The organism is Alkalilimnicola ehrlichii (genome assembly GCF_003399765.1).
GTDB lineage: Bacteria > Pseudomonadota > Gammaproteobacteria > Nitrococcales > AK92 > AK92.
This window is the reverse complement of record NZ_NFZV01000002.1, coordinates 165,008-190,523: the sequence shown is the minus strand read 5'-3', so window position 1 is coordinate 190,523 and position 25,516 is coordinate 165,008. Positions and strand designations below refer to the sequence as shown.

Below are 25,516 nucleotides of genomic sequence, written 5' to 3'. Positions count from 1 at the left end.
GATTTAACGCTCCAATATGGCGGTGACGCCTTGGCCACCGGCGGCGCAAATGGATATCAAACCACGGCCTTCGCCTTTCTCGGCCAGCATCTTTGCCAGTTGGCCGATGATGCGCCCGCCGGTGGCGGCGAATGGATGGCCGGTGGCGATACTGCTGCCGCGAACGTTAAGCCGCTCCTCCGGTACCGGCCCCAGCGGAGCGGATAGCCCCAGCTGCTCGCGGCAGAAGGTTTCGTCTTCCCACGCCCTAAGTGTAGAAAGTACCTGGGCGGCGAAGGCCTCGTGAATCTCGAAGAAGTCGATATCGGCGAAGCTCAAGCCGGTTTTCTCTAGCATGCGCGGCACCGCATAAGTAGGTGCCATCAACAAGCCTTCTCGTTCGTCGCGGAAATCGACGGCGGCCGTTTCGGCGCTGCGGAAGTACGCCAGGATCGGTAGCCCGCGCTCTTGTGCCCATGCTTCCGAGGCGAGCAGCACGCAGGAGGCGCCGTCGGTCAAAGCCGAGCTGTTGCCGGCGGTGAGCGTGCCGGCCTCGCGGTCGAAGACGGGGTTGAGTTTGGCCAAGGTCTCAAGCGAGGTATTGGGGCGCAGGTTGTTGTCGCGCGCAAGGCCTTGGTAAGGCGTTATCAAATCGTCGAAGAAACCTTCTTCATACGAGCGGGCCAGGTTCTGGTGGCTGCGCATGGCCAGTGCGTCTTGTTCCGCGCGATCGATCTTCCAGCGCTTGGCGGTGATTTGGCAGTGCTCGCCCATGGAAAGCCCGGTTTGCGGCTCGCTGTTACGCGGAATCTCCGGTACCAGGTGTCGCGGGCGTAGCATTTTGCCAAAGGCTTTAAAACGGTCGCCGGTCGTGCGCGCACCGTTGAAGCGCATCATCGCTTGCTGCAAGCCTGGGTTAACGGCGATGGGGGCGTCGGAGGTGGTGTCCGAACCGCCGGCGATGCCGGCGTCGATTTGTCCGAGTGCAATTTTGTTGGCAACCAGAATGGCCGCTTCCAAACCGGTGCCGCAAGCTTGTTGTACATCGTAAGCCGGTGTCGTCGGCGCAAGCTGGCTCTCGATGACCACCTCGCGGGCCAGGTTCCAATCGCGAGCATGCTTGAGCACGGCGCCGGCGACGAACTCGCCGAGCTGTTCGCCTTGCAGGTTGTAGCGTTCGATCAACCCGCGCAAGGCGGCGGCAAGCATGCTTTTGTTGCTGTCGTTAATGTAGGCGGTGTTCGAACGCGCGAATGGGATGCGGTTGGCGCCGACGATGGCGACTTTACGCGGTGGTGTCATGTTCATGCGGAGTCCCCGACAATGTCGATAAGGTATGGCTCGCCCCGGTAGGCGGCCGGCCATAGCCGAGTTGTTGGTATTTTTCTTTCGTGAGCGGTACATAGCTACCGCTAGTGTTGTCTAACACGTAAAGTCGATCTTGAATAGCGTGAGGGGAGAAACCTTCCCGTTTCAGCGTGACTTTCGATACCTTGAAGGTGCTGGTGGTCTCCAGCGCTGCCCGAACGCGCAGGAATACCGGCACGGCATAATTCGGCAGGCGGCCGTTGAGGTGGCCGGCCAATCTAGCCGGCGCGAAGTCGGTATCGGATGCCAGGGTAATCGCGGCCATGCCGGCGCGGCCCTCGTGGCCGGGCACCTCGACACCATAGACGGCGGCCGCGGCAATCGGCGGGTAGCTGGCCAGGGCTTGTTCGACTTCGGTGGTGGCGACGTTTTCGCCTTTCCAGCGGAACGTATCGCCCAAACGGTCGACGAACTGGACGTGCTTAAAGCCCATAGGGCGAACGAGATCGCCGGTGTTAAACCAGCAGTCGCCTGCTTTGAAGGCGTCGCGGATTAGTTTGCGTTCGCTTGCCGCTTCGCTGGTGTAGCCGTCGAACGGCGCGCGTTTGGTGATCTTGGTGAGCAACAGGCCGATTTGTCCGGTGCCCAGTCGCTTCAGCCGGCCATTTTCGCGTAGGGGTTTTTCGGTGTCCGGGTCGTAGGCTACGACGCGATACGATAAGGGCGTGAAGCCGCATGACTGATCGATGTTGAATGCATTGGTAAACAATAGGTTGCATTCGCTGGCGCCGTAGAATTCATTGATGTGACGAATGCCGAAACGTTCGCGAAAGCGCGCCCAGAGTTCCGGGCGCAAACCGTTGCCTAACGCTACGCGTACTCGGTGGCTGCGTTCCTTTGCGCTGGCCGGTTGATTGAGTAGATAGCGACACAGCTCGCCGATATAGCAAAAGGCGGTGGCATCGAAGCGGGCGACTTCGTCCCAGAAATGGGTGGCGGAGAATTTGCGGCTGATCGCCAAACAGGCCCCGGAGCCGAGCGCGGCGCCCCAGGAGAGGGTGATAGCGTTATTGTGATAAAGGGGCAGGGGCAGTAGAAGATATCTTTCGGGCTCATGCGCAATGAGGCTAGGCCGACGCCGTACATACCCTTTAACCAGCGGCCGTGCGACATTACCGCCGCTTTCGGCAGGCCGGTGGTGCCGGAGGTGAAGACGTGAAACGCCGCATCGCTGGTGGTTACGTCGGCGGTTTCGGCAAGGTTGGCCGGCGAATAAGCGCGACTGGTATCGGCTAGCGAACGCAGGCCTTCGATGGGGCGGTCGTCGTCGCCGTCCGCGACCCAAAACGCCTTCTCTCGGAGCTTAGCCGTGAGCTTTGGTTCGATCGAGGCAAAAGCGTCGCGGCATTCGTTCCCCACGATCAGCGCGCGCGGCGCACTGACGTCAAGGCTGTGGGCAAGCGTGTCGCCGCGTTGGTTGTAGTTGAACAACGCCGCCACGGCGCCGAGCTTTACGGCGGCGGCAACACCGACGAGTAGTTCTATCCGGTTTTCGAATAGAAGCCCGACCCGTTGTCCGCGCCGAATGCCGCCGTCGTGCAGAAGGCGGGCAATCCGGTTGGCTTGTTGATTTAACTCGCCGTAGCTGAGGCGGTGACGGCGATCGACCAGAGCCGGCGCAGCAGGCCGCTTCGCTGCTTGTTGTTCGAGTAAGCGGCCGATCGATTTCTTCTGCTCCGGCCGGATTAGGGCCATGTTTACTAGGCCTTTGTTGGCTGTTGGGAGCCTTGGCACGATGTCCAAGGCCCCTCGTAACAGCTCGCCCACGCCCACACGTTGTTTCGCTGGCATGGCTCTCCTCCTCCTTGAATGATTACGAAATGGCGGTTTCCCTTTGTTGCGTTGTTTTTTCGCCGTCGGTTTGTCGTTTTTGCTTATAGCTTAATGGGTCGCGTAGATACTCCGGGTCGAAATCGTCGGTGAGGATGGCATCGTAACGGAGCGCGTCGTAGGCCTTTATGGCGGCCGCTTGCTGCGCGTTCAGCAGCGATTTGGCCTGCGCATCCGCAAGTTGTTGCTCGATGTCGGCTCCGCCGACCTCGCCCCGGGAGACGGCTTTGAGGAAGCGTTCATAGTCGTCCTGGATGGCTTGCAAGCTGTCGAAGGCCTGTTCGAGGCGGCCGGTGGCGTCTTCGCTGCCACCCAGGTAAACCAAGCCTTCTGCGCGAACCCGGCGACTGAAGTCGTTGATTTGCATCATCTGTTGCGCGATTTCGGCGTTCTGTGTGTCGCGTGGGCGCCTAAAACGCTGTCCCAACGGCAGCACCGTCAAGCGCAAGAGGCTGCCGATCGCCGGGCGCGGGAAATTGCGGCAGAAAGCTGCCAATGCTTCGCCGGCTTCGGCTAAAGCGTGATCCAGCGCCCAGCGTGCATGGGTAAGATGATCGTGCGAGCCCTGGCCGTTTTCTTCGTAGAACTTTAGCACTGCGGTGGCGATGTAGAGTTGGGAGAGTACGTCGCCGAGACGCGCCGAGGTCGATTCGCGTCGTTTCAGTTCGCCGCCGAGCACGCCCATCGCTACATCGGCACAGAAGGCGAGCGCTGCCGAGAAACGCTCGACATGGCGATAGTAGGGCGCGAGAGGGCTGTTGCTGGGGGTGTGTGCCAGCCGGGAGCCGCTGATGGCTAACCCGAACGCCCGAATGCCGCGGTTGATCGAGTAGCCGATATGGCTCCAGAGCAGGCGGTCGAACTCAGCCAGATCGTTCGCGCGAGCCGCTTCCATTTCTTTATAGACGTAAGGATGGCAGCGGATCGCGCCCTGGCCGAAGACGATCAGGCTGCGTGTCATGATGTTGGCGCCTTCCACGGTAATGGCCACGGGCAACTGCTGCCAAGGGATACCGAGGTAATTACGCGGCCCCATAATGATGCCGCGGCCGGCGTGGATATCCATCGCGTCGATCAACACACGGCGCATCATTTCGGTGGCGTGATACTTGATGATCGCGGTGACCACGGAGGGCGCGCAGCGGTCGACCGCACTGGCTGTAAGCACTCGACAGGCCTCTAGGCTGTAGGCGAGGCCGCCGATGCGTCCCATGGCTTCCTGTACGCCCTCGAACTTGCCGATGGGCAGGTTGAACTGGCGGCGGATGGCGGCATAGGCACCGGTGGCGGCATACATGCCCATGCCGGTCGCCGCTGCCAGAGCGGGCAGGGAGATGCCGCGGCCGGCGGATAAACACTCAACCAGCATGCGCCAGCCGCTACCGGCCATCTTCGGTCCGCCGATAATGTTCTCCAAGGGTATAAACACATCCTCGCCGCGTAGCGGGCCGTTCATGAAAGCACCGGCCGGGTAGTGGCGGCGGCCGATCTCCAGGCCGGGGGTGTCGCGCGGAACTAAAGCGCAGGTAATGCCGTAGTCGGCCTTGGCGGTATCGCCGAGTAGGCCTTCCGGGTCTTGTAAACGGAAGGCGAGGCCGATCACCGTTGCGACGGGGGCAAGCGTGATATAGCGCTTGTTAAACCGTAGGCTGATGCCGAGCACTTCCTTACCGTCGACTTGCCGTCGGCAAACGATTCCGGTATCGGGAATGGAGCTTGCGTCGGAGCCGACTTCCGGCCCGGTAAGGCCGAAACAGGGAATTTCTTTGCCTTCCGCCAGGCGCGGTAGCCAATAGGCTTGCTGTTCTTTTGTGCCGTAGTGCTCGATCAGTTCGCCTGGGCCGAGCGAATTCGGAACCATGACCGTCACCGCCGCGGTGGGCGAGCGGGTAGCGATTTTCGCCACGATGTAAGACTGTGCCAGGGCAGAGAAGCCCAAGCCGCCATGTTGCTTGCTGATCAGCATGCCGAAGAAACCGCGGTTGCGTATATAGTCCCAAACTGCGGCGGGAAGATCCTTTTGTTCGAAGTGTACTTCCCACTCGTCGATCATCCCGCACAGCGTTTCGGTTTCTTCGTTGAGAAAGCGTTTCTCTTCGTCGGTTAAACGCGTGTAATCGAACTGTTGCAGTTTGCGCCAGTCAGGTTTGCCTTGGAACAGTTCGGCCTCCCACCAGGTGTCGCCCGCTTCCAAAGCCTCCCGCTCGGTGCTGGACATAGTGGGCAGCACTTTCCGGAAGGCTCTCAGTACCGGCGCAGTAAGAAGTGTTTGGCGCAGCCTGGTTGCATTCAGCACGACCGCCAGCGGGAAGAAAATCAGCGCAGCAACGACGATGCCAACGGTGCCAAGCCAGCCGAAGCCGGCCGCCAAGCCCAGCGCGGCGGCTGTTGCCAAAGTGAAACCCAGTAAGCCAATCCCTCGGTAAAGCAAGACCGCGTAGAGCGCGAGCAGCGCAATAAGTAAGCTATACCCCATAAGAAAAGACTCCTTTCCGGAAGGTGTTATTTCCCGAGTATGCTGAGCTATGCTTCCGCAAGTCAATAACTTCATGCCTATTGCAGAGGCTTTTGGCGTAAGCTACGTGCCGTAGACGACGAAACGGACGGAAGGGACATATGACAGACGCAAATACGGCCCGGCCGGTTAGAAAATATCGAGGCCAAACGACGGAACAATTGAAAGCCGAGCGGCGCGAGCGACTTTTGCAGGCTGGCGAGGAGTTGATCGGCAGCGACGGTTACGGCGCCACGTCGATAGATCGCCTATGTAGCGCTGGCCGTGTATCAACACGACATTTCTACGAACATTTCAGTTCGCGCGAAGAACTCCTCGGTGCGTTGTTCGATGCGTTCATCCGAGATGCCTTTAACGAGGTTTTGCAGGCTTTTGAGGGCAGCGGGCAGGAAGGTGCGTTAGCGGGTACGCTGGCGGCCCTGACGGCCTTTGCCCGCTTTTGCATGAACAACCCCGAACGGGCGCGGATCGCTCTCGTCGAAACCGTCGGCGTCAGCCCTGCTATGGAAGAGAAACGGCGGGCGGCGATCCGGCAATTTGCCGGCTTGGTAGCGCAGTTTGCCGATAAATTGGCAGCGGAGGGCGTGTTGCCGGAAGCGGATTACCAATTGAGTGGCATTGCGCTGGTTGGAGCCAGCAACGAATTGCTGGTGGAGTGGTTAAGCGGCGGCACCGGTCTGAGCCGGGAGCAAATGGAGCGCCGTATTACCGGTATTTTCCAAGCAATTATCAAAGGCAGCCAAGCCATAGCGCGAGAGAAGGTCTAACCCCGCCGTGGGTAGCCATAAGGCTACGCCACGGCAGAGTACCGGTGCTTAACGGGCCGTTAAGCTGCCGCTTCTTTCTTCGGGTTCGGGCCGAAGCGGTTGTCGTCGTCGCTATCCAGAACCAGGAAGTAGATCAGGACAAGGCCGACAAGCGGAACCAGCGCAATCAGCTGCCACCAGCCGCTGCGGTTGGTATCGTGCAGGCGGCGTGCAGCGATGGCAAGGCTCGGGATGAGCAAGCCCAGTGCATACACCGCCGTAAAGATACCAATGCCGATCACGGCATCGATAACGGCCGCCACCACATAGAAGATCATGTAAAACAGGATATACATCCAATACTGGGTACGAGTGGCGCGGCCGGAGAAGTCGGCATATTGCTTAATGGCGTCCAGGAAGTGTTGCATTATTGACTACCTTTTGGTTTCTAGCAGTGGTTGAAGCGGCGCGCCTCACAGGCGGGCGGGCCCCGTTGAGTGCGACACTCGTTAAGGAAACACTGAACAATTCTCTTATCCCGCTGGTCCGCTTCGGAAAGCAGTCGCGGAAATTATAATATAAAAGAGCTATGGACTCTCGCCGAGAGCGGCATTGGCCGCTGCACCCTTCGCGGATCGCAGAGGGGCAAGGGAGTTGTCCAGTGTTTCACTAAGATCTATCGACGGATTTTCGGTCGGCTTTAGCCGCTAACGGGGGTAAACGCAGGGGTGTCTTTAACTTCAGTGGGATAGCGTAGGGGATACACGAATGAAGGACGTATTTACCCGCTGCCTCGTCGTCTCTGCCCGAGGTCGAGGTGGCAGCGGGCGTCTGCGCTCAAGCCGCTTGTGCGGCGCGCTGGCGGGGCTGGAGGAAGACGCGAGCTTTTTTCGGCCGCAACCAAACGGTGTCGCCCGTTTGTATGTTCAGCTGCACGAACGCTTCTTTGCTCAGTTCGCTGTAGATCGGTTCCTGACTTTCCGGGGCGACAAGCTCCAGGCGAATCGTGGCCCCTAACGACGTGATGTCCGCAAGCGTTGCCGCGAGGCTGACGCCGGTGGCCGGATCGCTGTCGGGATGCACTTCAAGCTCGTGCGGGCGGACATAAGCCACCGCCGGCGCGTTGGCGACTTCGGCATGTTCCGGGCTTGGTAGCGTCCAATCGCCGATTTCGGCCTGGCCTTGGCGAATATGGCCGTAGAAGCGGTTGACCTGACCCAGAAAATCAAACACAAAAGGACTCGCCGGATTATCGTAAACCTCCTCCGGCGAGCCTTCTTGCTCTATCCGGCCGTGATTCATGATCACGATTTTGTCGGCGACGTCCACGGCTTCTTCTTGATCGTGCGTTACGAATATGCTGGTGACGTGAATTTCATCGTGCAGGCGGCGTAACCAGCGACGTAGCTCGGTGCGCACTTTGGCGTCCAATGCGCCGAAGGGTTCGTCGAGAAGTAACACTCGCGGTTCGGTCGCTAAGGCGCGTGCCAGGGCAATGCGCTGCCGTTGGCCGCCCGATAGCTGCGAAGGGTAGCGGTTCGCCGTCCACTCGAGCTGCACGAGCTGGAGTAAGCGATGAACCCGGTTTTCGATCTCGGCCTTGGCGGGACGCTCCCGGCGCGGTTTGACGGTGAGTCCGAAGGCGACGTTATCGAACACTGTCATGTGCTTGAACAGGGCGTAATGCTGGAACACGAAACCGACGCCGCGGCGGCTGACGTGCACATGTGTGGTGTCTTCTCCATTGAACAGCACCATGCCGCTGTCAGCCTGCTCCAGGCCGGCGATCATTCGTAACAGGGTGGTTTTCCCCGAACCGGAAGGGCCGAGCAGCGCCGTGAGTTTGCCTTCCGGAAAGTGAAGGTTCACACCGTCGACTGCGGTGAACCGACCAAAGCGCTTTTGTATGTCTCTGACTTCGATGCTCATAATGACGCCCTATTGCCTGCGGGCAGTCTACGGTACTTGCCCGGAAAGGAAAAATACCGAGTCAGCACCTGCTTATAACAAGCCTTTATATGCCAAGGGGCTTGGTTGGGTGCTCTTTATATGCGCTATGGGTATAAGAGCATGAGGAACTATTATTTTCGGCTTATGCGAAGGTTGGGTAGGCTATAGCGTCATAAATTCTTAAAAGCCGAGTTGATTATGCTGATGTTTCGTAAGTTGTTAGCTGCCGTCGCCTTGAGCGGGCTTATCGTAGCTCCGGCCGCCGCCGAAGATACGATACTGAACTCCTCCTACGATATCGGCCGTGAATTATTCCAGGCGCTAAATCCGTTGTTTGCCGAGCAATACGAGGCCGAAACGGGGCAGCGCCCGACCATTCGGCAATCGCACGGCGGCTCTTCCCGCCAGGCGCGTTCGATTATGCAAGGTTTGAGCGCGGATGTGGTGACCTTTAACCAAACCACCGACATCTTGGCGTTGGTCGATAGCGGTCATATCGGCGAGGACTGGCAGGAGCGCTTGCCGAATCAGGCATCTCCTTATTATTCCTTGCCGGCTTTTCTGGTTCGTGCCGGAAATCCGAAGAATATCCAGGATTGGGACGACCTCGTGCGCGACGATGTGCAGATCGTTTTCCCCAATCCGAAGACTTCCGGTAACGGTCGCTACACTTATCTTGCCGCGTGGGGCTATGCCGACGCGTTATACGATGGCAATGAAGAACAGATCATGGATTTCGTGACTCGGCTCGTCGGTAACGTGCGGGTTTTCGACACCGGCGGTCGCGGCGCGACGACCACGTTCGTAGAGCGCAATATCGGCGATGTGCTGATTACCTTCGAGTCAGAAGTAAACAATATGGTCGACGAATACGGCGAGGAGCGCTTCGAAGTCGTCGTGCCGTCGCGTAGCCTGCTGGCCGAGTTCCCCGTTGCCGTGGTCGATCGCGTTGTCGATCGTCGCGGCAGTCGCGAGCTGGCCGAAGCTTATACCGAATTTCTCTACAGCGAGCCGGCGCAGGAGATCCTCGCAAGCTTTTATTATCGGGTGAACGACGAGAACGTCGCCGCGACACATGCCGAGCGCTTCCCGGAGGTAGAGCTGTTCCGTGCCGAAGAGGTCTTCGGCAGCTGGAGCGAAGCCCAAGAGCGGCATTTCCGCGACGGCGGCACCTTGGATCAGGCTCAGCGGAACGCACGGCGGCGTTGATTCCGTATCCTGCTTGTCGGCAAAACGAGACAGCCGGTGCCAACAGGCACCGGCTGTCTCGCGTTAGGCGAGCGCCATTTCGGCATTTCTAGAGGCGTGATTCGGGTATGCAGGGCGTAGTAGGGGGCAGGCCCCGCAGCAAGCGGGTGCTGCCCGGATTCGGGCTAACGATGGGTACAACCCTTTTGTTCATTAGCCTGGTTATCATGTTGCCGTTATCGGCATTGCTGATGCAGGCGGCGAGTTTGGGGCCGGCCGAGTTCTGGCATGTGATTAGTAGCGAGCGGGCGGTGGCCACTTACCGCGTTACCCTGACTTCGGCGTTAGCGGCATCGCTATTTAACTGCGTATTCGGCGTATTGCTCGCTTGGGTGCTGACCCGGTATGAGTTCTTCGGGCGCGGATTCCTCGATGCTCTGGTCGATATTCCGTTCGCATTACCCACTGCCGTGGCTGGTTTGTCGCTGACATTTTTATTCAGTCGCGATGGCTGGTTGGGGCAGTTCCTTACGCCGCTCGGTATCGAGGTGGCCTATACCCAGCTTGGCATTATTGCCGCCATGGCATTCACCAGCGCGCCATTTGTGGTGCGCTCCGTGCAGCCGGTTTTGGAAGATATGGAGCCGGAGGTGGAAGAAGCGGCGGCAAGTCTGGGGGCAAACGCCTTGCAGGTTTTTGCCAGGGTTATATTCCCGATGATATTGCCCGCCGTTATGGCTGGGTTTGCGTTGTCTTTTGCGCGTAGCCTTGGCGAGTTCGGGGCGATTATTTTTATCGCCGGTAACATGCCGTTCGAAACTGAAATCACCGCCTTGTTGATCATGACGCGTTTGGAAGAATACAACTTCGGCGCCGCCGCAGCGATTGCGTCCGTGGTCTTGGCGGCTGCCTTACTGATGCTCTTGGTTATTAATATTTTGCAGGGGTATGTCTACCGCCATCAGGAGCGAAACGGATAATGAGCGCGCAACATAACGTAAGGTCCGTTAATCCTTGGGGGCGGCGGTTGCTGATCGGGCTAGCGCTGTTGATGACGCTGGTGGTCATTGTCTTGCCGTTGCTGGCTGTGTTCGCGCAGGCGCTTTCTCGGGGGTGGGAAGTGTATGTGCAAAACATCACCGACCCCGAGGCTCTGCACGCCATAAAATTAACCCTGCTCGCTGCCGCTATTGCCGTACCGGTTAATACGGTTTTCGGAGTATCGGCTGCCTGGGCCATTACCCGTTTTCGTTTTCCTGGCCGGCGTATATTGCAAACGTTTATCGATATCCCTTTCTCCGTCTCGCCCGTCGTTGCCGGCGTGATGTACCTCATGCTGTACGGTTCCGGCGGCTGGATCGGCGGCTGGCTAGAGCAGCATGATCTACAGGTCATGTTCACGGTAACGGGTATCGTTTTAGTGACCGTATTCGTCACCAGCCCCTTCGTTGCCCGCGAACTGATCCCTTTCATGCAGGCTCAAGGCACGGAAGAAGAGGAGGCCGCGCGCGTTATGGGCGCAAGCGGTTGGCAAACCTTTTGGCGGGTAACTCTGCCTAATATCAAATGGGCGCTGATTTACGGAATCATCCTCTGTAATGCGCGGGCGATGGGGGAGTTCGGTGCGGTAGCGGTGGTATCAGGCAATATCCGCGGCGAGACAAACACGTTGCCGCTCTACGTCCAGCAGCTGTTCGACGAGCACAATATGGCCGGTGCTTTTGCGGCGGCTTCCCTATTGGCGGGTTTGGCGGTGTTGACGCTCGTCCTTAAGAGCCTCGCCGAATGGAAGCAGCGGCGGAATCTGGCCAAAATTTGAGCAATCTAGAACGTGTTAAGTTTTCCACATTTTCTGTGGATAAGTCTGTGAACAAAACGGTGGAAACGTTACTAACTGCCCATACCGGTTAGCTCTGTCTTAAATTGTTCAGTTTTTAGACACTCGCTTATGGATCATAAAAAACAATAACTTACGCGCATAGAAAAAACACCGCCGAGATCTTGACACTTTCGAGTCAAAGTGTTTCAGAAGGTGTGTATAAATTATTTCGATGCGTTTCGAAGCGCCTAATTTTTCCTACTTTGTCAAGTTCTTTTCATCCTTGTCGATAGAGTGAATGAACGTTCGTCTTCATAGGCTGAGCGAATACGATTTCTTGGGGGGAATGGAGGGACAAGGGTGTCTTTCAATAACATGTTGGATAAGTTGGTACCGCCATCGGCGATGGGGGAGCCCGAGACATATACTCGTGCGCGTTCGTTAGTGGGTATGTCGGGTATTTTGGCGGTAGCCGCGCTTATTTTTACCTTTCGCTACATACAGCTAGGGGTGCCGTTAGCAGCGATCGGCATGGCCATTGCTACCATCGTTGCCATACTCATTCCGATTATGCATCGCGTCACCGGGCGGACGACGCTGTTTCGGGATGTAGCCATCTTTACCATTAACGCCGTTCTTATCTGGACCTCTTACATCGATACCGGTTTCATGGCCTCAACGCCGTTCTGGCTGACCGGGATTCCGATTATCGCTATCTTCCTCGGTGGCTTACGGGTCGGCATGACGTGGACTGGCGTCATCGTTGCGCAGATTGTTCTATTCGCATTATTGGAAAGCACCGGTGCTATTCAGCCTTTGGAGTTGATTCCGGAGGAGGCGCTTTGGGGGTTGCGGGTAAGCTCCCTGATCGGCCTGACCCTGCTTTTATTCGGGCTATCGGTGTTATTCGAACGTGCCAAAAATCCGGCTTTGGCGAAATGGAGGGTGCCCGCCAGGAAGCCGAACAAACCAGTGTCCGATTGCAGGATATTCTGCGCCAAGTAAACCAATCCTCTACGGTCGGTGCGAAAGAAACCGCTGAGATCTCCAGTCGCACCAACCGGGTGGCGAAGACGGTGGAAACACAGTCGGCGATGGCGGCTTCGGCGGCGCGCGCCGTAGAGCGTATGGCGCACCTTAGCGAGCAGCATACGGAGCGAACGACGACGTCGGCGCAGGAAGCTAGTCAGGCCGAGGAAGCCGCTCAACGCTGGGCGGAAGTGATCCAGAAAACCGTCGATGACATGCAGCATGTCGCTGTCATGGTCACCAAGGCCGCGGAGCAAATGGAAGAGCTGGGCGGCTTTACTCAGGACATCCGGCAAACGGTGGATGAGATCCATACCATTGCTAAGCAAACCAACCTGCTGGCTTTGAATGCGCAGATCGAAGCGGCTCGTGCCGGCGAAATGGGTAAGGGTTTCGGCGTGGTGGCGGAGGAGGTGAAACGCTTAGCGAATAACACGCACGAAGCGACCGGCCGAATTGGCGATCGTATTTTAAATGTCGTGACGCAAACCGAAGCCGCGCTGGAGGCAATGCGCGAAAGTAGCGAGCGCGTTCAAGAAGGCCGAGAAAATGCCGCTAGTGCTGATCAAGGACTACGCGAAATTGTCGAGCATACTCGGCGCGTGTCCGGTTTGATTGCCGAAGTGGCGACGACGGGCGAAGCGCTATCGCGGGAGAATCAGGCCGTAGCGGGCGATGTCGAGGAAATGAGTCGGGCAATGGCCGAGGTAAGCCAAGTGACGCGGGAAATTGCCGAGTCGATTACGAATGTAGATCGGCTGATGGCAGAGCTGTCCGGGAAGGTGCAAGATTTAAAATTGAACTAGTTGATAATAAACCGCAGCAGGAGCGGCAGTAAGTCAGGCATCCTGTTCGGGCGGTTGGCGCAGAAGCGGTGCCAACCGCCCGAACGGCATGCCGGACCAAATAAAATACAATAATACGCCCCCTGGGTTGCGGCGATAGGCTGAGGAGGAGGCTTCGCTATGCAGCAATTGTTTCGCCGCTTACTGATTAGTCAACGCATCTGGTTGACCTTGGGGCTTGCTATCGGCGTGTTGATCGTCACGCTGATGGCAACATTACTGTCCATGCGGGCGACCTTGCAGGAAGAACGCTTGCAGCAAGCTGGTGCGGTGTTAGACACCAGTATGCACGTGCTGGAGCACTATCACGGGTTGGCGGCGAGCGGGGCGTTGAGCGAGTCCGAAGCGAAGACCCAAGCGCTGGGTATTCTTAGAGAAATTCGCTATTTCGGCAACGAGTATCTCTGGGTCCATGATTTACGGCCCGTTATGATCATGCATCCCTACGTGCCGGCGTTGGAAGGGGAGAATCTCAACTCGATTGAAGATACCGCCGGCAATACCTTCATCAGAACGCTGACCAACGATGTGCGGGCCAACGGTCGGGGGCGTATCGAGTACTACTGGCCGCGGCCGGGAGCGAGCGAGGAGGAGGCGATACTGAAAGTCTCCGAAGGCCTCTTATTCGAGCCGTGGGGTTACATTGTCGCCAGCGGCGTCTATATGGCCGACATCAACGCCGAGGTTAACAGCCAATTATTGCGAACCTCGCTGATCGGCGGCGTCGGTTTGGTGTTTTTGCTGGTAGTCGGCTGGACGGTCATCAGCAGCATCACCAGGCCTTTGCGCTATACGATCGGCAGGATAGAAGAGGCCGCTAAGGAGCCGGTTGACTTAACCCATCGTATGGACGATAGCGGTCGCGACGAACTGGCCGTTCTTTCCCAGTCCTTCAACAGCTTATTCGGCTTGCTCCAGCAAGTGGTGCGCGATACCGGGGACCACGCGCAGACGGTGAGTGCTTCGGCCACCCAGCTTAACCAACTGGCCAACGACGCCGAAGGCAACGTGCGCTCGCAGCATGCCGATGTGGATGATTTAGCCAGCGCGATGAACGAGATGACCTCCACCGTGCAAGAGGTGGCGCGCAACGCTCAGGACGGCGCGGCCGCCGCCGCGCGGGCGCAGGAAGAAACCCAGCACGGCGCGCTGACGATGAACGAAAGCCGCGATGCGGTTGCCCGCTTGGCGGCGGAGCTGGAGCGCTCGCGGGAAGTGGTGGAGCGGCTGCGGCAGGACTCGGCCAATGTCGACAGCGTGTTGGAGATGATCAATGGCGTGAGCGAGCAGACCAATCTGCTGGCGCTGAATGCGGCGATCGAAGCAGCCGCGCGGGCGATCACGGCCGGGGCTTTGCGGTGGTGGCCGACGAGGTGCGCACGCTGGCGCTGCGCACGCGAGACTCGACGGAAGAGATCCGCGCGATCATCGAGCGCATCCAGCAGGGCACCGAGCAGGTGGCGGAATCGATGGCGGCACGATCGGAAGAGGCGCGGACGACGGTGGAGCGTTCCGAGCGGACGGACCAGGCCTTCCAGGCGATTACCGAAGCGGTGCAGACGATCAACGACATGAACGGCCAAATCGCCAGCGCAGCGGAAGAGCAGGCGGCGACGGCGGACGAGATCAACCGCCGCTTAACCGGCATCCGCGATGCGGCGGCGGCCAACACCGAGACGATGCAGAACGTGCGCCACTCGGCCGACGGCCTCAACCAAGCCGGCGAGAGCCTACGCAAGGGTGTGGCGCGGCTACGCTTTTAACGCAGCAAACCAATCGTGGGGGCTGCGCTCTGCCGCCCCCCGGGGCCGGGAAAGCGCTCTTCACACAGCGGGATGAAACAGCCTGCTAGCAGCGAAATATGCGTACATGGTTGCTGTTGCGACTGTAAGAGGGCGGTTGGCCGAACCAGCGTTGGTAGGTGCGTGAGAGGTGGGCGGAATCCGTAAAACCGGCCGCGTGGGCAATGTCGGTAATGCTTCGTTGAGAGTGCAAGAGATCGAAAACACGCTGCTGTTTTCGCCATGCTTTATAGTCCCGCAACGACATGCCGAACACCTTGGCCATCATGTGCGAGGCCCAGAAGTAAGACACGCCTAGTTCGGCTGCCAGTTGGGCGAGCGTAGGCTCCGGCCCCGTTTCCAGCAGGTCGCGGATGCGGCGGACTCTCGCGTCGGGATGGGCTTGCGCCGGTAGATAGCGAATGGCGATTTGTACGATCGCTTCGTAGACGTCAAGTGCTTGAGCGGGCGACAAACGTCCCCGGTAGAGTAGCTCCAACTCCAGGTCGAAACGGGTAAAGAGGCTACGTTCGAGCAGCGGTATGCTTCCCTGCGCTAAATAGCTGAACGCGTCATAATTCGCCGAGCCCGGCATGATGTGAAAGCAGACGAGCGGAACGTTGCGGGCGTAGAGGCCGCGGGCGACGAACGGCGGCACGATAGCGGCGCGCGTACGCAGCTCCCGCCCCTTGATAATAAGCGTGAACGGTCGCGGCCCCGCCGCAAGAATGATTGCCGCCGAAGGCGGCCGTGTGTTGCGGGTTGCGATCCACGGTGCTGTGTAAATGAATCCCGGCCGCCCTATCATGTACACGTTATCCTTCATGACGTGCGATAGAACGCCGAACCCTGCTTCGTTCGGTATTGGATCACATACAGCCATAGGCCATCACGTTCATACGGCACAAGCCCGTTTGCTAACCATGGTCAGGCATAGCCCCTACGTTTACCAACCTTTCTTATAGACACGCCTTCGTTCGAAACGCTTGTACGTTTTGCTGTTTTACATTTTAGCTCATCGGCCTGTGAACGCAGGCTCGGATGAGCGCCAACACCGCAAAAACGTTCAATACTTCCTTCCAAACCCTGCCGCACTCTGAAAGCCGCAACGAATAAAAAGCGCCAAACGCTATCCGCGGTACGGAGACACATTGATGCACGAGGGAGTCGCCGCTTAAGGAGACTTTGCGGCTCGCGGTTGCAGCGCCCCGGTCGAAGCGCTTCGCACTGGGGCAAGGAAAGTGGCACCTGTTGCATACAACAAAATAGAAAAATCTAGGAGGAGACTTGCATGACCTATCGCGTCATCAATGGTCGCTGGCGGCGTGCGCCGCTGTTAGCTGTTTCTCTAAGTCTATTGGCTCTGCCCCTTAGCGGGTGTAATTCCTCTTCGTCCTCCTCGTCGAATCCGGAGGCGCTTACCGGGACATTCATCGATAGCGCCGTTTCAGGGTTGAATTACAAGGGCACCGATACGGCTGCCGGCGTCACCGATGAGTGGGGCCAGTTCAACTACTTCAGCGGCGAAACGATCACCTTTGCTATAGGCGATCTCACATTAGGCTCTGCGCAAGGGGCGCCAGTCCTTACGCCGCTGAGCGTTACTAGCGGAGCCGAATCGGCGGAAGACCGGCGTGTGAGCAATAAGCTGATCTTGTTGCAGACGCTCGATGCCGATGGCGATCTTAATAACGGCATCCAGATCACCGACGCCATTCGGGCCAAAGTGTCGGCTAACGCCGGCGATATTAACTTTGACCAACCGACGTCCGATTTCCGGAGCAGCCTGGAGCCATTGGTGGAGAGCCTGGAAGCGGTCGGCGCCTTCTCCGACCCGGACCCGCGGCCCCGCGCTATCAGAACGGCCGCCGATGCGCTTGAACATTTTGCACGATCAACCAGCGAACGTATTGTCGTCGAAACCACCGGCGGCAAGCTGCGTGGTTTCGAAGCCGACGAGAATACTTGGCAGTTCCTCGGCATTCCCTATGCCCAACCGCCATTGGGTGACTTGAGGTGGCGGCCGCCGGTAGCGGCTCAGCCGTGGCCCGGCGTGCGCGATGCCGTCGCTTGGAGCGACCAGGCGGCTCAGATTCCCGCCCTGCAACGCTACGGGGAAGGTGGAATGAGCGAGGATTCGCTCTACCTTAATATAACCGCCCCTAAGGATGCCGCCGACCTCCCGGTCATGGTGTGGTTTCACGGCGGCGGCTTCACCGCGCTGACCAGCAATACGAAACCCTTCAATAACCCGAAGGCGTTAGCCAGCAAGGGTGTTGTTCAAGTATCGGTCAACCATCGGCTAGGGCTGTTCGGCTATATCGCGCATCCCGATCTTAGTGCCGAAAGCGGCTATGGCGGCTCCGGCAACTACGGCCAAATGGACCTGATCATGGCCCTGGAATGGGTGCAGGACAATATCGCCGCCTTTGGTGGAAACCCGGATAACGTGACGATCTTTGGCGAATCCGGTGGCGGTCGTAAGGTGTTGTCCCTAATGGCCTCGCCGGAAGCAGCGGGCCTTTTCCACCAGGCGATTAGTCAAAGCGGCACGCTTTTCCCCGATACCCGCAGCTTGGCCGCTGCGGAGGAGATCGGCGAGGCGCTACAAAACAATCTCGGTGCCGCCTCCTTGGACGAGATGCGCCAGCGCAGCTGGACGGAAATCGTGGCGGCCGGCGTGATGTTAACTCCCTACACCAACGTTGATAACTACTATTTGCCCGATACCGAACGGGTTAGCTTCGAGTCCGGTAATCAGAACGACGTGCCGTTCATGTTCGTCATTAACACCAACGACACGCCAGACCCGATCGATACCGTCAGAGATGTCTTCCCGTGGATGGCGGACCACAGCGTATCGGATCACTTCGCGACGCTTTTCAGTCACCAACCGCGGGTTGGCGAGAACTCGGCCTGGAGGCCTATCACGGCGCCGAGCTGGCCTATGTGTTCAATATGTTGGAGAGCGTTGTTTCGCACTACCAAATGGGCTTGGTTATCGATCCTGCCACCGGGGAGTTACTGGAGATCAAGGATGCCGACGGTAACGTCATCCCAAGCGACGAGGTCACCCCTGACGACATAATTGCCTCGGCCGGTTTCGACGAAACCGACAACATCGTCATCGACCGTATGCTCACTATCTGGACGAATTTCGCCAAAACAGGCAACCCAAGTATTCCCGGCGAACTTGATTATCCGCTATACGAGTCAGGTCCTCAGATGTATGTCGAGCTGAGTGCGGATGCCGAGGTGAAAGACGGCCGTCTTGCCGACGAGTTTCCAGAAGAATAACAACCGATATCGTATAGGGAGGAGGTTTGCATGATGAATGGCACCTTCATGAATCACTGGCGTCGCCCGGTACTCCTGGCGCTTTCTTTGGCGCCGCTAATGCTGCCGTTGGCCGGGTGTTCCGGTAGTTCTTCCTCGTCTTCCGACTCGAGGGATCTTACCGGTACGTTCGGCGGTATTCCGGTTGCAGGGTTGAATTACGTAGGCACCGATACGGCTGCCGGCGTCACCGACGAACGGGGGCGCTTCACCTATTCAAAGGGCGAAACGATCACGTTCTCTATTGGCGACCTGGAGCTCGGGTCCGCCAAAGGTGCCGAGCAGCTCACCGCACTGCATATCGTCGGTGACGCTGCATCGGCCGCCGACCAGCGCGTCAACAACAAACTCATCCTATTGCAGACGTTGGATGCCGATGGCGATCTCAACAACGGCATCCAGATTAGCGAGGCCATTCGGGCTGCGGTATCTGTCAAAGCCGACGACATCGACTTTGACGAACCGACGCCGGATTTCCGCGCGAGTCTGACGCCATTAGTGGAGAGTTTGGACACAGCCGGCGCGTTCTCCGACCCGGATCCGCGCCCAAGGGCTATCCGCAGCGCCACCGAAGCGGTAGCGCTGTTCACGCGTGCAACCAGCCCGAGAGTACAGGTCGCCACCTCCGGGGGCGACCTGCGCGGCTTTGAGGCCAATGACAAAACTTGGCAGTTCCTCGGCATTCCCTATGCTCAGCCGCCGTTGGGTGACCTGAGATGGCGGCCGCCGGTAGCGCCCGAACCCTGGGCGGGGATTCGCGACGCGGTAGCCTGGGCCGATCAATCCGCTCAGGACGAAGCGCTAGAGAGCGTGAATCAGGGTGGAATGAGCGAGGATTCGCTCTACCTTAACGTCACCACGCCGAAGGACGCCGCCGATCTGCCAGTGATGGTGTGGTTCCACGGCGGTTCGTTTGCGATTCTGTCCGCTAACTCCCAGCAATACAACAACCCGGACAGCCTCACCAACGAGGGCGTCGTCCTCGTGACCGTTAACCATCGCTTAGGCCCGTTTGGCTACATTGCCCATCCGTTACTGACGGCTGAAAGCGGCTATGACGGTTCCGGCAATTACGGACAAATGGACCTTGTCATGGCTCTGGAATGGGTGCGGGATAACATCGCCGCTTTCGGCGGCGACCCGGACAACGTTACCATCTTCGGGCAATCCGGCGGCGGTGGGAAGGTCTACTCGCTAATGAACTCGCCGCAGGCAACCGGCTTATTTCACAAAGCGATCGTCCAGAGCGCTTTTGCGCCGATGGACGAAGAGAGCGCGCCGGAAGACTCCCTGGCCTCGTCATCGGCGGTCGGCGAAGCGTTATTCGACAGAGTCGGCGTGACGACTCTGGAGGAGGCGCGCGCATTGCCTTGGACCGCCTTCACGCGGGCCGATAGCGAGCACAACGTTCCACGTCAAACTTACCGCCCGAACTGGGACAATTACTATCAACCCAACACCTACTATCAGAATGCGGTCGACGGTATGCCGAGCGATGTTCCGCTCATGGCGGGCGTTACGGACGGTGACGGTGCGAACCACCGGCATTCCCTGCCCGTTTGGCTCGATCAGCGGCAGAACTATCAATCGAATCAGTATGTTTACCTGTTCAGCCGGGTGCCAGACGGATGGAGCGAACTGGGGCTGAAAAGCTGTCATGGCTGCGAGCTGCCCTACTTGTTCAACCACCCGGCCGGCATGATCCAAAACTACCAGCTTGGGTTAGTGACGACGCCGGAAGGCGATCGTCCCGACCTCGGCAGCGATGCAGGGGCGATTTATGCGTCGATGGAGTGGGGCGCCGACGATGCCGCTATTACCGACCTCACGATGTCGATGTGGACGAACTTCGCCAAGACGGGCGATCCCAGCACGGGGAGTTTTAACTGGCCGACGTTTACGGTATTCAACGACACCTTCATTGAAATCGGCCCGGGTGCCGAGCCGACGGTGGAAACCGGTTTGGAGGATGCCGTGCAGTGAAACCGAGCGGAGCCCCGGCGCTGATCGTAGCGCGATCTCGTTAACGGGGCTGGAATAGTAGACAAAAAAGGGTGGGCTGGGCGACTAACGCATCGGCTCGCCCTTTTTTCGTTTGAGCGAGATTAAGTTTGTTCGACTATGGCCGCTGACTTCGATTTCCCGACGACACAGCTCGGCGGTCGGTAAAAAACGGTAAATAGCGCGATACCTAAGAGGCGTCGCCCCGTAGCAGGGGAGGGCGGCGGGTTATGCCACCGATGCGGTGCTATGTGCGATACGCGGTGCGGCGAAATCGATGAAGGCACGCAACTTCTGCGGGATCAGCGCCCGGCGTTCGTAAACCAGGTGGATCGGTAAGGGCTTCGGTTCCCACGCCTGCAAAACCGTTGCAAGGCGTCCGGCCTGTGTCCCGGGCGCGGCCTGGTAAGAGAGAACGCGGGTAAAACCGAGCCCCGCCTCTGCAGCATCAAGTGCCGCTTCGGCCGTGTTCACCGTGAGACGAGCATGAACAGGAATTTGTAGCGACTTTCCCTCTGCTTCGAAGCCCCAGACCTGGGCAGTTAGAAACTGATCAAGCGTGATGCAGGAGGCACCTTCGAGATCGTCCGGCGCGTTAGGTCTGCCATGCTTGTCGAGATAGGAGGGGCTTGCACAGACGACATGGCGTACTTCGCCGACCTTGCGGGCGATCAGACCGCTGTCCGGCAGCGGACCGATGCGGATGGCCATATCGATGTGCTCCTCACCGAGACTCACATTACGGTCGGTGAGTTGGAGCTGAATATTCACTTCCGGGTGGCAATGCAGGAAAGCTGTGACCACCGGTAGAACATGCAGGCGTCCGAAGACGATAGGTGCCGTTAGGGTCAGCGTCCCCCGAGGCGCCGAAAATTCTCCCGAGGCGCTGCGTTCGGCTTCGGCCACCTCTTCCAGAATCCGTCGGCAAGCCGCCACGTAGGCAGTCCCCGCATCGGTTAACGTCAGCCCACGGGGAGAACGTAAAACCAGCTCGGCGTTCAAATCGGCTTCCAGCTCCGAAATCCTGCGGCTAACGGTCGCAATGGGCATTCTCAGGGCTCGGGCACCCGCCGTGATACTGCCTTCGTCGATGACTCTGACGAGCATGGCCATTGTCTTTAGTCTGTCGGGCATAAGCCATCCAAGAAATGAGAGCTTTGCTCGGGCGCCATCAATTGAGCTCCGTGATTTCCAAATAATGGAACTTTATATTCCAATTTTGCCGGCTTCCGCCAATTTTTGGAAGGGCATATCCTCGACGGCAGTTCACAACATCGACCGCGACAGCCCTCCATGTCTCGTCCACAGGAGCCCAAGCATGAACCTAAACTTCCCAATTCATGCCACCCCGATCAAACTGTACCGACACCCGAAATCCGGTCACTGCCATCGCGTCGAGCTCATGATGGCGCTGCTCGACCTTCCCTATGAGCCGGTCGATCTCGATGTCGAAAACGGCGCGCACAAGGCGCCCGAGTTTCTCGCTCTCAGCCCCTTCGGCCAGGTTCCTGCGATCGACGACAACGGCGTAACGCTGTCGGACTCTAACGCCATTCTGATCTACTTGGTGAAGTCCTATCCCACCGGCTACGATTGGCTGCCTGAAAGCCCGGAGGCCGCTGCTGAAGTACAGCGCTGGCTGTCGGTGGCCGCCGGAGAGATTGCTCATGGCCCTTGCGCGGCACGGCTGGTGACGCTCTTCGGCGCACCGCTGGATCATGAAGGCGCCAAGGCCGCGTCGCATCGATTATTTGCCGCAATGGAGCCGATTCTGGAGTGCCGCGATTTCCTCGCCGGATCGAGGATCACGATCGCCGATGTGGCCGGCTACAGCTACATCGCTCATGCGCCCGAAGGCGGCGTCAGTCTTGATGCTTACCCGTCGATCCGGGCGTGGCTGACAAGAATCGAGGCGCAGGACGGCTTTGTCGGTATGGCCCGTACGCCACTTCCCTAGGCATTGTCCGAAAAGTCGGCGAGCGATGGTCAGACAAGGCAAAAATCAGCGAAAAGACGGCGAGTGCTTTGAGCTGACTTTTAACGCCGTATGGCCGAGCGCAGACAGTTTTCGGACGATGCCTAAACCCCTGACCGAGAGGGAGCACCCCATGGCGCAGGACGATCATGTTTTTCATGCCGGCGAGCGTACCGTACAGGCGCGTGCCGAGGTTTCCGATGACTGGCTTGAGCGTGCAGCAAGTTTCGTGCGTCCAGAAATGCCACAGCAGCACCGCGATTTCTTCGAGAACTTGCCAATGTTGTTTCTCGGACTGCTCGACCCGGCGGGTCGGCCATGGTGCGTTCCTGTCTTTGGGCCGCCTGGCTACGCGTCCTCTCCCTCCCCGAGTACGCTAGAGCTGCAACGGGCGCCGACTCTCTCAGACGAACTCAGGCTGGATTTGACGCCTGGCGCGAGCGTTGGCGTCGTCGGGGTCGATCTATCCAACCGACGCCGCAATCGGATGAACGGCCGGGTGCGATACGCCCGTGGCGACGCTATTACCATCGCGGTCGATCAGAGCTTCGGGAACTGCCCGCAATACATTCAGACCCGCTCCCTGGCCCCCGCTAGGGACGAACCCTCAGCAGCCGCAGGCCGTCGCAGCAGCCTGTACGAGCCGGCGGTTCGTCGCCTTGTCGAATCCGCCGATACCTTCTTCATCGCCTCCCGTGCTGCCGGTTCGCTCAAGGGAGGCAGCGCCGGGGTCGACGCGTCGCACCGTGGCGGGCGGCCGGGCTTTCTTGGCATCAACGAGGATGGATCGCTCTCCTTTCCCGATTTTTCCGGCAATCGCTTTTTCAATACGCTCGGCAACATCGAAAGCGATGGCCGCATAGGCCTGTTCGTGCCGGACTTCGAAACCGGGGAGGCGATAATATTGACTGGTCGTGCCACCATCGACTGGAGCCCTGGCCGTGTCGAGGCTTTCGCGGGCGCCGAGCGCGTCGTCGATGTCGTGCCGGAAGAGATCTGGCATGCGACCGCTACCTTACCGGTTACCGCCACGCTGGCCGAGCAGTGGCCCGCACTCGATGACACTGGAACTTGGGATGAGGTGCGGTTGGCGGCGCTCAATACCGACGGTTATCGCCGCTTCCAGATCGCATCGAAGCGCAGGGAAAGCGACACCATCACCTCCTTTTATCTAACACCCGCGGACGGCGGCCCTATTGAACCGCATGTCCCAGGGCAGTTCCTGCCGATCCGGCTTCAGGGCAATGACGGCTCGATTCTGCGCAGCTACACGATTTCGCAAGGGCCGAACGGGCGCGATTATCGCCTCACCGTCAAACGCGAAGAGTACGGTTTGGCTTCCCGTCTGCTGCACGATCGATTTAAAGACGGGGATATCATCGAGGTCGCCTCGCCAGCGGGCGATTTTGTGCTGGACGACAGCACCCAGCCCATCGTCATGCTCTCCGGTGGCGTCGGCATAACCCCGATGATGGCAATGCTCGACGGGCTCGTGGCCGCGCTGCGTGCCGGTGCGCCTCGGCGCGAGGTGTACTTCATCCATGCCACCCAGAACAGTGCCAGCCGGGCGTTCCGCAGCGAGCTCGAGGCCATCGTCCGCCAGCATGACTGGCTGCATCTATTCACGGCTTATTCCGCTCCGGAGCCGGGAGACCGCTTGGGCCAAACCCACGATACCGAGGCGCGGCTCGGCATGGGGGTTCTCGCTAAGTTTCTCCCCTTTGACGGTTACCAGTTCTACTTATGCGGCCCTGAGGGATTCATGCGAGCGCTTTATACGGGGTTGCGCGACATGGGCATCGACCGTTCGCATATCCACTATGAATTTTTCGGTGCGGGCGAACTCGACGAGCCCGAAGAGACAGGTTCGGTCGTGGAGTTGCCAACGCGCGCAACGGTGACCTTCGCCCGCTCGGAAATTCAGGCCGAATGGACCGCGCAGAGCGGTACGCTGTTGGAAACCGCCGAGGCGGCCGGTCTGAGACCTTTCCACAATTGCCGCTCGGGCAAATGCGGTACTTGCGCCGTGCGGTTGCTCTCCGGAGCTGTTCATTATACGCGCAAGCCGCTGGTCAGCCCGGCCGACGACCATGTACTGACCTGCTGCGCGGTCCCAATGGACGAGCGGGTCGAGATCGACATCTGAGGTAAGCGGACGTCGGTCAGCGGGATGCCGTAGGCCGAAGCCGGCAGCTCAGCGGAGACCGGATCCATCGCTTGAGTCCGATTCTCCGGTGAGCTGCGGCAAGCAAGTTAGTTCCTGAAAACTCGCATGATAAGGATTTCCTCGTTCAAGGTCAGACTAATTCCTCCTCCGGATAGTCGGTGGAGAAGGCGGTTTCCCGCTGGGCCTCGAGTTCATCGAGCCGGGCAGAAAGCGCATCGCGAACCGCATGATAGGACGTGCCACCGAGCACGAGACGTAGCGGCGGATCGGGTTGGTCCGCAACCGCTATCATTGCATCGGTCATGCGTTCGGGGTCTCCGGCGATGACCCAGTCGCCGCTCAGCAGCGCGTCGCGCGTCTGGTGGGCGGGCGTGGCATCATAGGCTGCAATCGGTTCCGGGTACACGAGACTGCGCCCGAAATCGGTACGCGCTGGCCCCGGCTCGACCAGGGTGAACCGAATGCCGAACGTTACCAACTCCTTTGCCAGCGTCTCGACAAATCCCTCGATACCCCACTTGGTCGCGTGATAAAGGCTGAAGCCAGGATAGGCGATCTGACCGCCCTCACTCGAGACCTGCAGGACCCGCCCACCCCCTTGCTCACGCAGGTACGGGAGTGCGGAGCGGATCAGTACGATCGATCCGATGAGGTTGGTCTCGACGATATCGCGTAGCTGCGTGTCGGTGGTTTCCTCGGCCGCGCCGAGAACACCGTACCCGGCATTGCTGACGATCGTATCGATTCGCCCAAGCTCGGCGAACGCGCGGGCGAGTGTCTTCCGCACAGCTTGCGGGTCGCGGACATCTAGGGCTGCCACCCATAGGCGGTCGCCATAGCGCTCGATAAGGCCATCAAGTGCACGTGCGTTGCGGCTGGTGGCGGCCACCCGGTCGCCGCGCGCCAGAAGCTTTTCTGTCAGCGAGCGGCCGAAGCCGGTGGAGGCGCCGGTGATGAACCATGTCTTGCTCATAGAAGTGCTCCTAT

Annotated in this window: 19 protein-coding genes and 2 pseudogenes; 12 read left to right on the top strand and 9 right to left on the bottom strand. The window is 59.0% G+C overall.

Annotation, left to right across the window (positions count from 1 at the left end; genetic code table 11):
- Positions 1-3 precede the first annotated feature (3 nt).
- The 4 genes and pseudogenes from CAI21_RS03265 to CAI21_RS03255 form a co-directional block, all read right to left on the bottom strand.
- The gene (locus CAI21_RS03265) at positions 4-1,287 is read right to left on the bottom strand and encodes an acetyl-CoA C-acetyltransferase (RefSeq protein ID WP_258867962.1); all 1,284 of its coding nucleotides are present in this window, start codon (positions 1,285-1,287) and stop codon (positions 4-6) included.
- Positions 1,265-1,780, bottom strand: a complete 516-nt coding sequence (locus tag CAI21_RS24585) for an AMP-binding enzyme (protein WP_258868897.1) — start codon at positions 1,778-1,780, stop codon at positions 1,265-1,267. Before CAI21_RS24585 ends, CAI21_RS03265 begins: the two co-directional genes overlap by 23 nt.
- A 231-nt stretch (positions 1,781-2,011) precedes the next feature.
- A pseudogene (locus tag CAI21_RS24580) lies at positions 2,012-3,042 on the bottom strand (AMP-binding protein); the annotation flags it as partial.
- 118 nt (positions 3,043-3,160) lie between these two features.
- Positions 3,161-5,653, bottom strand: a complete 2,493-nt coding sequence (locus CAI21_RS03255; RefSeq protein ID WP_116300973.1) for an acyl-CoA dehydrogenase — start codon at positions 5,651-5,653, stop codon at positions 3,161-3,163.
- 140 nt (positions 5,654-5,793) lie between these two features.
- Between CAI21_RS03255 and CAI21_RS03250 the strand changes: the two genes are divergently transcribed.
- Positions 5,794-6,459 carry a TetR/AcrR family transcriptional regulator gene (locus CAI21_RS03250; RefSeq protein ID WP_116300972.1) on the top strand — a complete coding sequence of 222 codons (666 nt, stop codon included), beginning with the start codon at positions 5,794-5,796 and terminating at the stop codon, positions 6,457-6,459.
- 59 nt (positions 6,460-6,518) lie between these two features.
- On the opposite strand, the gene CAI21_RS03245 is transcribed toward CAI21_RS03250, so the two are convergent.
- Together CAI21_RS03245 and CAI21_RS03240 are read right to left on the bottom strand one after the other, a co-directional pair.
- On the bottom strand, positions 6,519-6,866 hold the full coding sequence (locus CAI21_RS03245) for a DUF805 domain-containing protein (protein ID WP_116300971.1): 348 nt from the start codon (positions 6,864-6,866) through the stop codon (positions 6,519-6,521).
- 409 nt (positions 6,867-7,275) lie between these two features.
- Positions 7,276-8,367 carry a sulfate/molybdate ABC transporter ATP-binding protein gene (locus tag CAI21_RS03240; protein WP_116300970.1) on the bottom strand — a complete coding sequence of 364 codons (1,092 nt, stop codon included), beginning with the start codon at positions 8,365-8,367 and terminating at the stop codon, positions 7,276-7,278.
- A gap of 219 nt (positions 8,368-8,586) precedes the next feature.
- Between CAI21_RS03240 and cysP the strand changes: the two genes are divergently transcribed.
- From cysP to CAI21_RS03210, 6 genes and pseudogenes are all read left to right on the top strand, one after another.
- The gene (gene cysP, locus CAI21_RS03235; RefSeq protein ID WP_258867961.1) at positions 8,587-9,597 is read left to right on the top strand and encodes a thiosulfate ABC transporter substrate-binding protein CysP; all 1,011 of its coding nucleotides are present in this window, start codon (positions 8,587-8,589) and stop codon (positions 9,595-9,597) included.
- A gap of 107 nt (positions 9,598-9,704) precedes the next feature.
- Complete coding sequence (cysT, locus tag CAI21_RS03230) at positions 9,705-10,556, top strand: sulfate ABC transporter permease subunit CysT (protein WP_116300969.1); 852 nt, start codon at positions 9,705-9,707, stop codon at positions 10,554-10,556.
- A complete protein-coding gene (gene cysW, locus CAI21_RS03225) occupies positions 10,556-11,395 on the top strand; it encodes a sulfate ABC transporter permease subunit CysW (protein ID WP_116300968.1) in 840 nt (279 codons plus the stop codon). The genes cysT and cysW overlap by 1 nt, the downstream gene beginning before the upstream one ends.
- 360 nt (positions 11,396-11,755) lie before the next feature.
- On the top strand, positions 11,756-12,400 hold the full coding sequence (locus tag CAI21_RS03220) for a hypothetical protein (protein ID WP_116300967.1): 645 nt from the start codon (positions 11,756-11,758) through the stop codon (positions 12,398-12,400).
- The gene (locus CAI21_RS03215; RefSeq protein ID WP_116300966.1) at positions 12,334-13,230 is read left to right on the top strand and encodes a methyl-accepting chemotaxis protein; all 897 of its coding nucleotides are present in this window, start codon (positions 12,334-12,336) and stop codon (positions 13,228-13,230) included. The genes CAI21_RS03220 and CAI21_RS03215 overlap by 67 nt, the downstream gene beginning before the upstream one ends.
- A gap of 159 nt (positions 13,231-13,389) precedes the next feature.
- A pseudogene (locus CAI21_RS03210) lies at positions 13,390-15,032 on the top strand (methyl-accepting chemotaxis protein).
- A gap of 85 nt (positions 15,033-15,117) precedes the next feature.
- On the opposite strand, the gene CAI21_RS03200 reads toward CAI21_RS03210, so the two are convergent.
- Positions 15,118-15,933: a helix-turn-helix transcriptional regulator gene (locus CAI21_RS03200; RefSeq protein WP_116300963.1), complete on the bottom strand. Its 816-nt coding sequence runs from the start codon at positions 15,931-15,933 to the stop codon at positions 15,118-15,120.
- Between the two features lie 408 nt (positions 15,934-16,341).
- On the opposite strand from CAI21_RS03200, the gene CAI21_RS03195 reads away from it, so the two are divergent.
- The 3 genes from CAI21_RS03195 to CAI21_RS03185 are packed head-to-tail and all read left to right on the top strand — an operon-like array spanning position 16,342 to position 20,369.
- Positions 16,342-18,138 (top strand): carboxylesterase family protein, encoded by a 1,797-nt coding sequence (locus CAI21_RS03195; RefSeq protein WP_116300962.1) that lies wholly within the window; start codon positions 16,342-16,344, stop codon positions 18,136-18,138.
- Positions 18,045-18,347 carry a carboxylesterase family protein gene (locus CAI21_RS03190; RefSeq protein ID WP_181919240.1) on the top strand — a complete coding sequence of 101 codons (303 nt, stop codon included), beginning with the start codon at positions 18,045-18,047 and terminating at the stop codon, positions 18,345-18,347. Before CAI21_RS03195 ends, CAI21_RS03190 begins: the two co-directional genes overlap by 94 nt.
- 30 nt (positions 18,348-18,377) lie before the next feature.
- The gene (locus CAI21_RS03185; RefSeq protein ID WP_116300960.1) at positions 18,378-20,369 is read left to right on the top strand and encodes a carboxylesterase/lipase family protein; all 1,992 of its coding nucleotides are present in this window, start codon (positions 18,378-18,380) and stop codon (positions 20,367-20,369) included.
- Positions 20,370-20,615: 246 nt separating this feature from the next.
- On the opposite strand, the gene CAI21_RS03180 is transcribed toward CAI21_RS03185, so the two are convergent.
- A complete protein-coding gene (locus tag CAI21_RS03180; RefSeq protein ID WP_116300959.1) occupies positions 20,616-21,521 on the bottom strand; it encodes a LysR family transcriptional regulator in 906 nt (301 codons plus the stop codon).
- Positions 21,522-21,705: 184 nt separating this feature from the next.
- On the opposite strand from CAI21_RS03180, the gene CAI21_RS03175 reads away from it, so the two are divergent.
- Both CAI21_RS03175 and CAI21_RS03170 read left to right on the top strand, forming a co-directional pair.
- Positions 21,706-22,344: a glutathione S-transferase family protein gene (locus CAI21_RS03175; protein WP_116300958.1), complete on the top strand. Its 639-nt coding sequence runs from the start codon at positions 21,706-21,708 to the stop codon at positions 22,342-22,344.
- Positions 22,345-22,495: 151 nt separating this feature from the next.
- A complete protein-coding gene (locus tag CAI21_RS03170; RefSeq protein WP_181919239.1) occupies positions 22,496-24,508 on the top strand; it encodes a 2Fe-2S iron-sulfur cluster-binding protein in 2,013 nt (670 codons plus the stop codon).
- Between the two features lie 151 nt (positions 24,509-24,659).
- Here the strand turns inward: CAI21_RS03170 and CAI21_RS03165 are convergent, their stop codons facing one another.
- Entirely contained in the window at positions 24,660-25,502 is an 843-nt protein-coding gene (locus CAI21_RS03165; protein ID WP_116300956.1) for an SDR family oxidoreductase, read from the bottom strand.
- Between the last annotated feature and the right edge of the window lie 14 nt (positions 25,503-25,516).

Bases quoted from the DNA above. Each gene is read 5' to 3' on its own strand.
- CAI21_RS24585 (WP_258868897.1), bottom strand. From the start codon at position 1,780: ATGGGCTTTAAGCACGTCCAGTTCGTCGACCGTTTGGGCGATACGTTC.
- cysP (WP_258867961.1), top strand. From the start codon at position 8,587: ATGCTGATGTTTCGTAAGTTGTTAGCTGCCGTCGCCTTGAGCGGGCTT.
- CAI21_RS03255 (WP_116300973.1), bottom strand. From the start codon at position 5,653: ATGGGGTATAGCTTACTTATTGCGCTGCTCGCGCTCTACGCGGTCTTG.
- CAI21_RS03240 (WP_116300970.1), bottom strand. From the start codon at position 8,367: ATGAGCATCGAAGTCAGAGACATACAAAAGCGCTTTGGTCGGTTCACC.
- CAI21_RS03170 (WP_181919239.1), top strand. From the start codon at position 22,496: ATGGCGCAGGACGATCATGTTTTTCATGCCGGCGAGCGTACCGTACAG.
- CAI21_RS03195 (WP_116300962.1), top strand. From the start codon at position 16,342: ATGACCTATCGCGTCATCAATGGTCGCTGGCGGCGTGCGCCGCTGTTA.
- CAI21_RS03165 (WP_116300956.1), bottom strand. From the start codon at position 25,502: ATGAGCAAGACATGGTTCATCACCGGCGCCTCCACCGGCTTCGGCCGC.
- cysW (WP_116300968.1), top strand. From the start codon at position 10,556: ATGAGCGCGCAACATAACGTAAGGTCCGTTAATCCTTGGGGGCGGCGG.
- cysT (WP_116300969.1), top strand. From the start codon at position 9,705: ATGCAGGGCGTAGTAGGGGGCAGGCCCCGCAGCAAGCGGGTGCTGCCC.
- CAI21_RS03250 (WP_116300972.1), top strand. From the start codon at position 5,794: ATGACAGACGCAAATACGGCCCGGCCGGTTAGAAAATATCGAGGCCAA.
- CAI21_RS03180 (WP_116300959.1), bottom strand. From the start codon at position 21,521: ATGCCCGACAGACTAAAGACAATGGCCATGCTCGTCAGAGTCATCGAC.
- CAI21_RS03215 (WP_116300966.1), top strand. From the start codon at position 12,334: ATGGAGGGTGCCCGCCAGGAAGCCGAACAAACCAGTGTCCGATTGCAG.
- CAI21_RS03175 (WP_116300958.1), top strand. From the start codon at position 21,706: ATGAACCTAAACTTCCCAATTCATGCCACCCCGATCAAACTGTACCGA.
- CAI21_RS03245 (WP_116300971.1), bottom strand. From the start codon at position 6,866: ATGCAACACTTCCTGGACGCCATTAAGCAATATGCCGACTTCTCCGGC.
- CAI21_RS03265 (WP_258867962.1), bottom strand. From the start codon at position 1,287: ATGAACATGACACCACCGCGTAAAGTCGCCATCGTCGGCGCCAACCGC.
- CAI21_RS03200 (WP_116300963.1), bottom strand. From the start codon at position 15,933: ATGGCTGTATGTGATCCAATACCGAACGAAGCAGGGTTCGGCGTTCTA.
- CAI21_RS03185 (WP_116300960.1), top strand. From the start codon at position 18,378: ATGATGAATGGCACCTTCATGAATCACTGGCGTCGCCCGGTACTCCTG.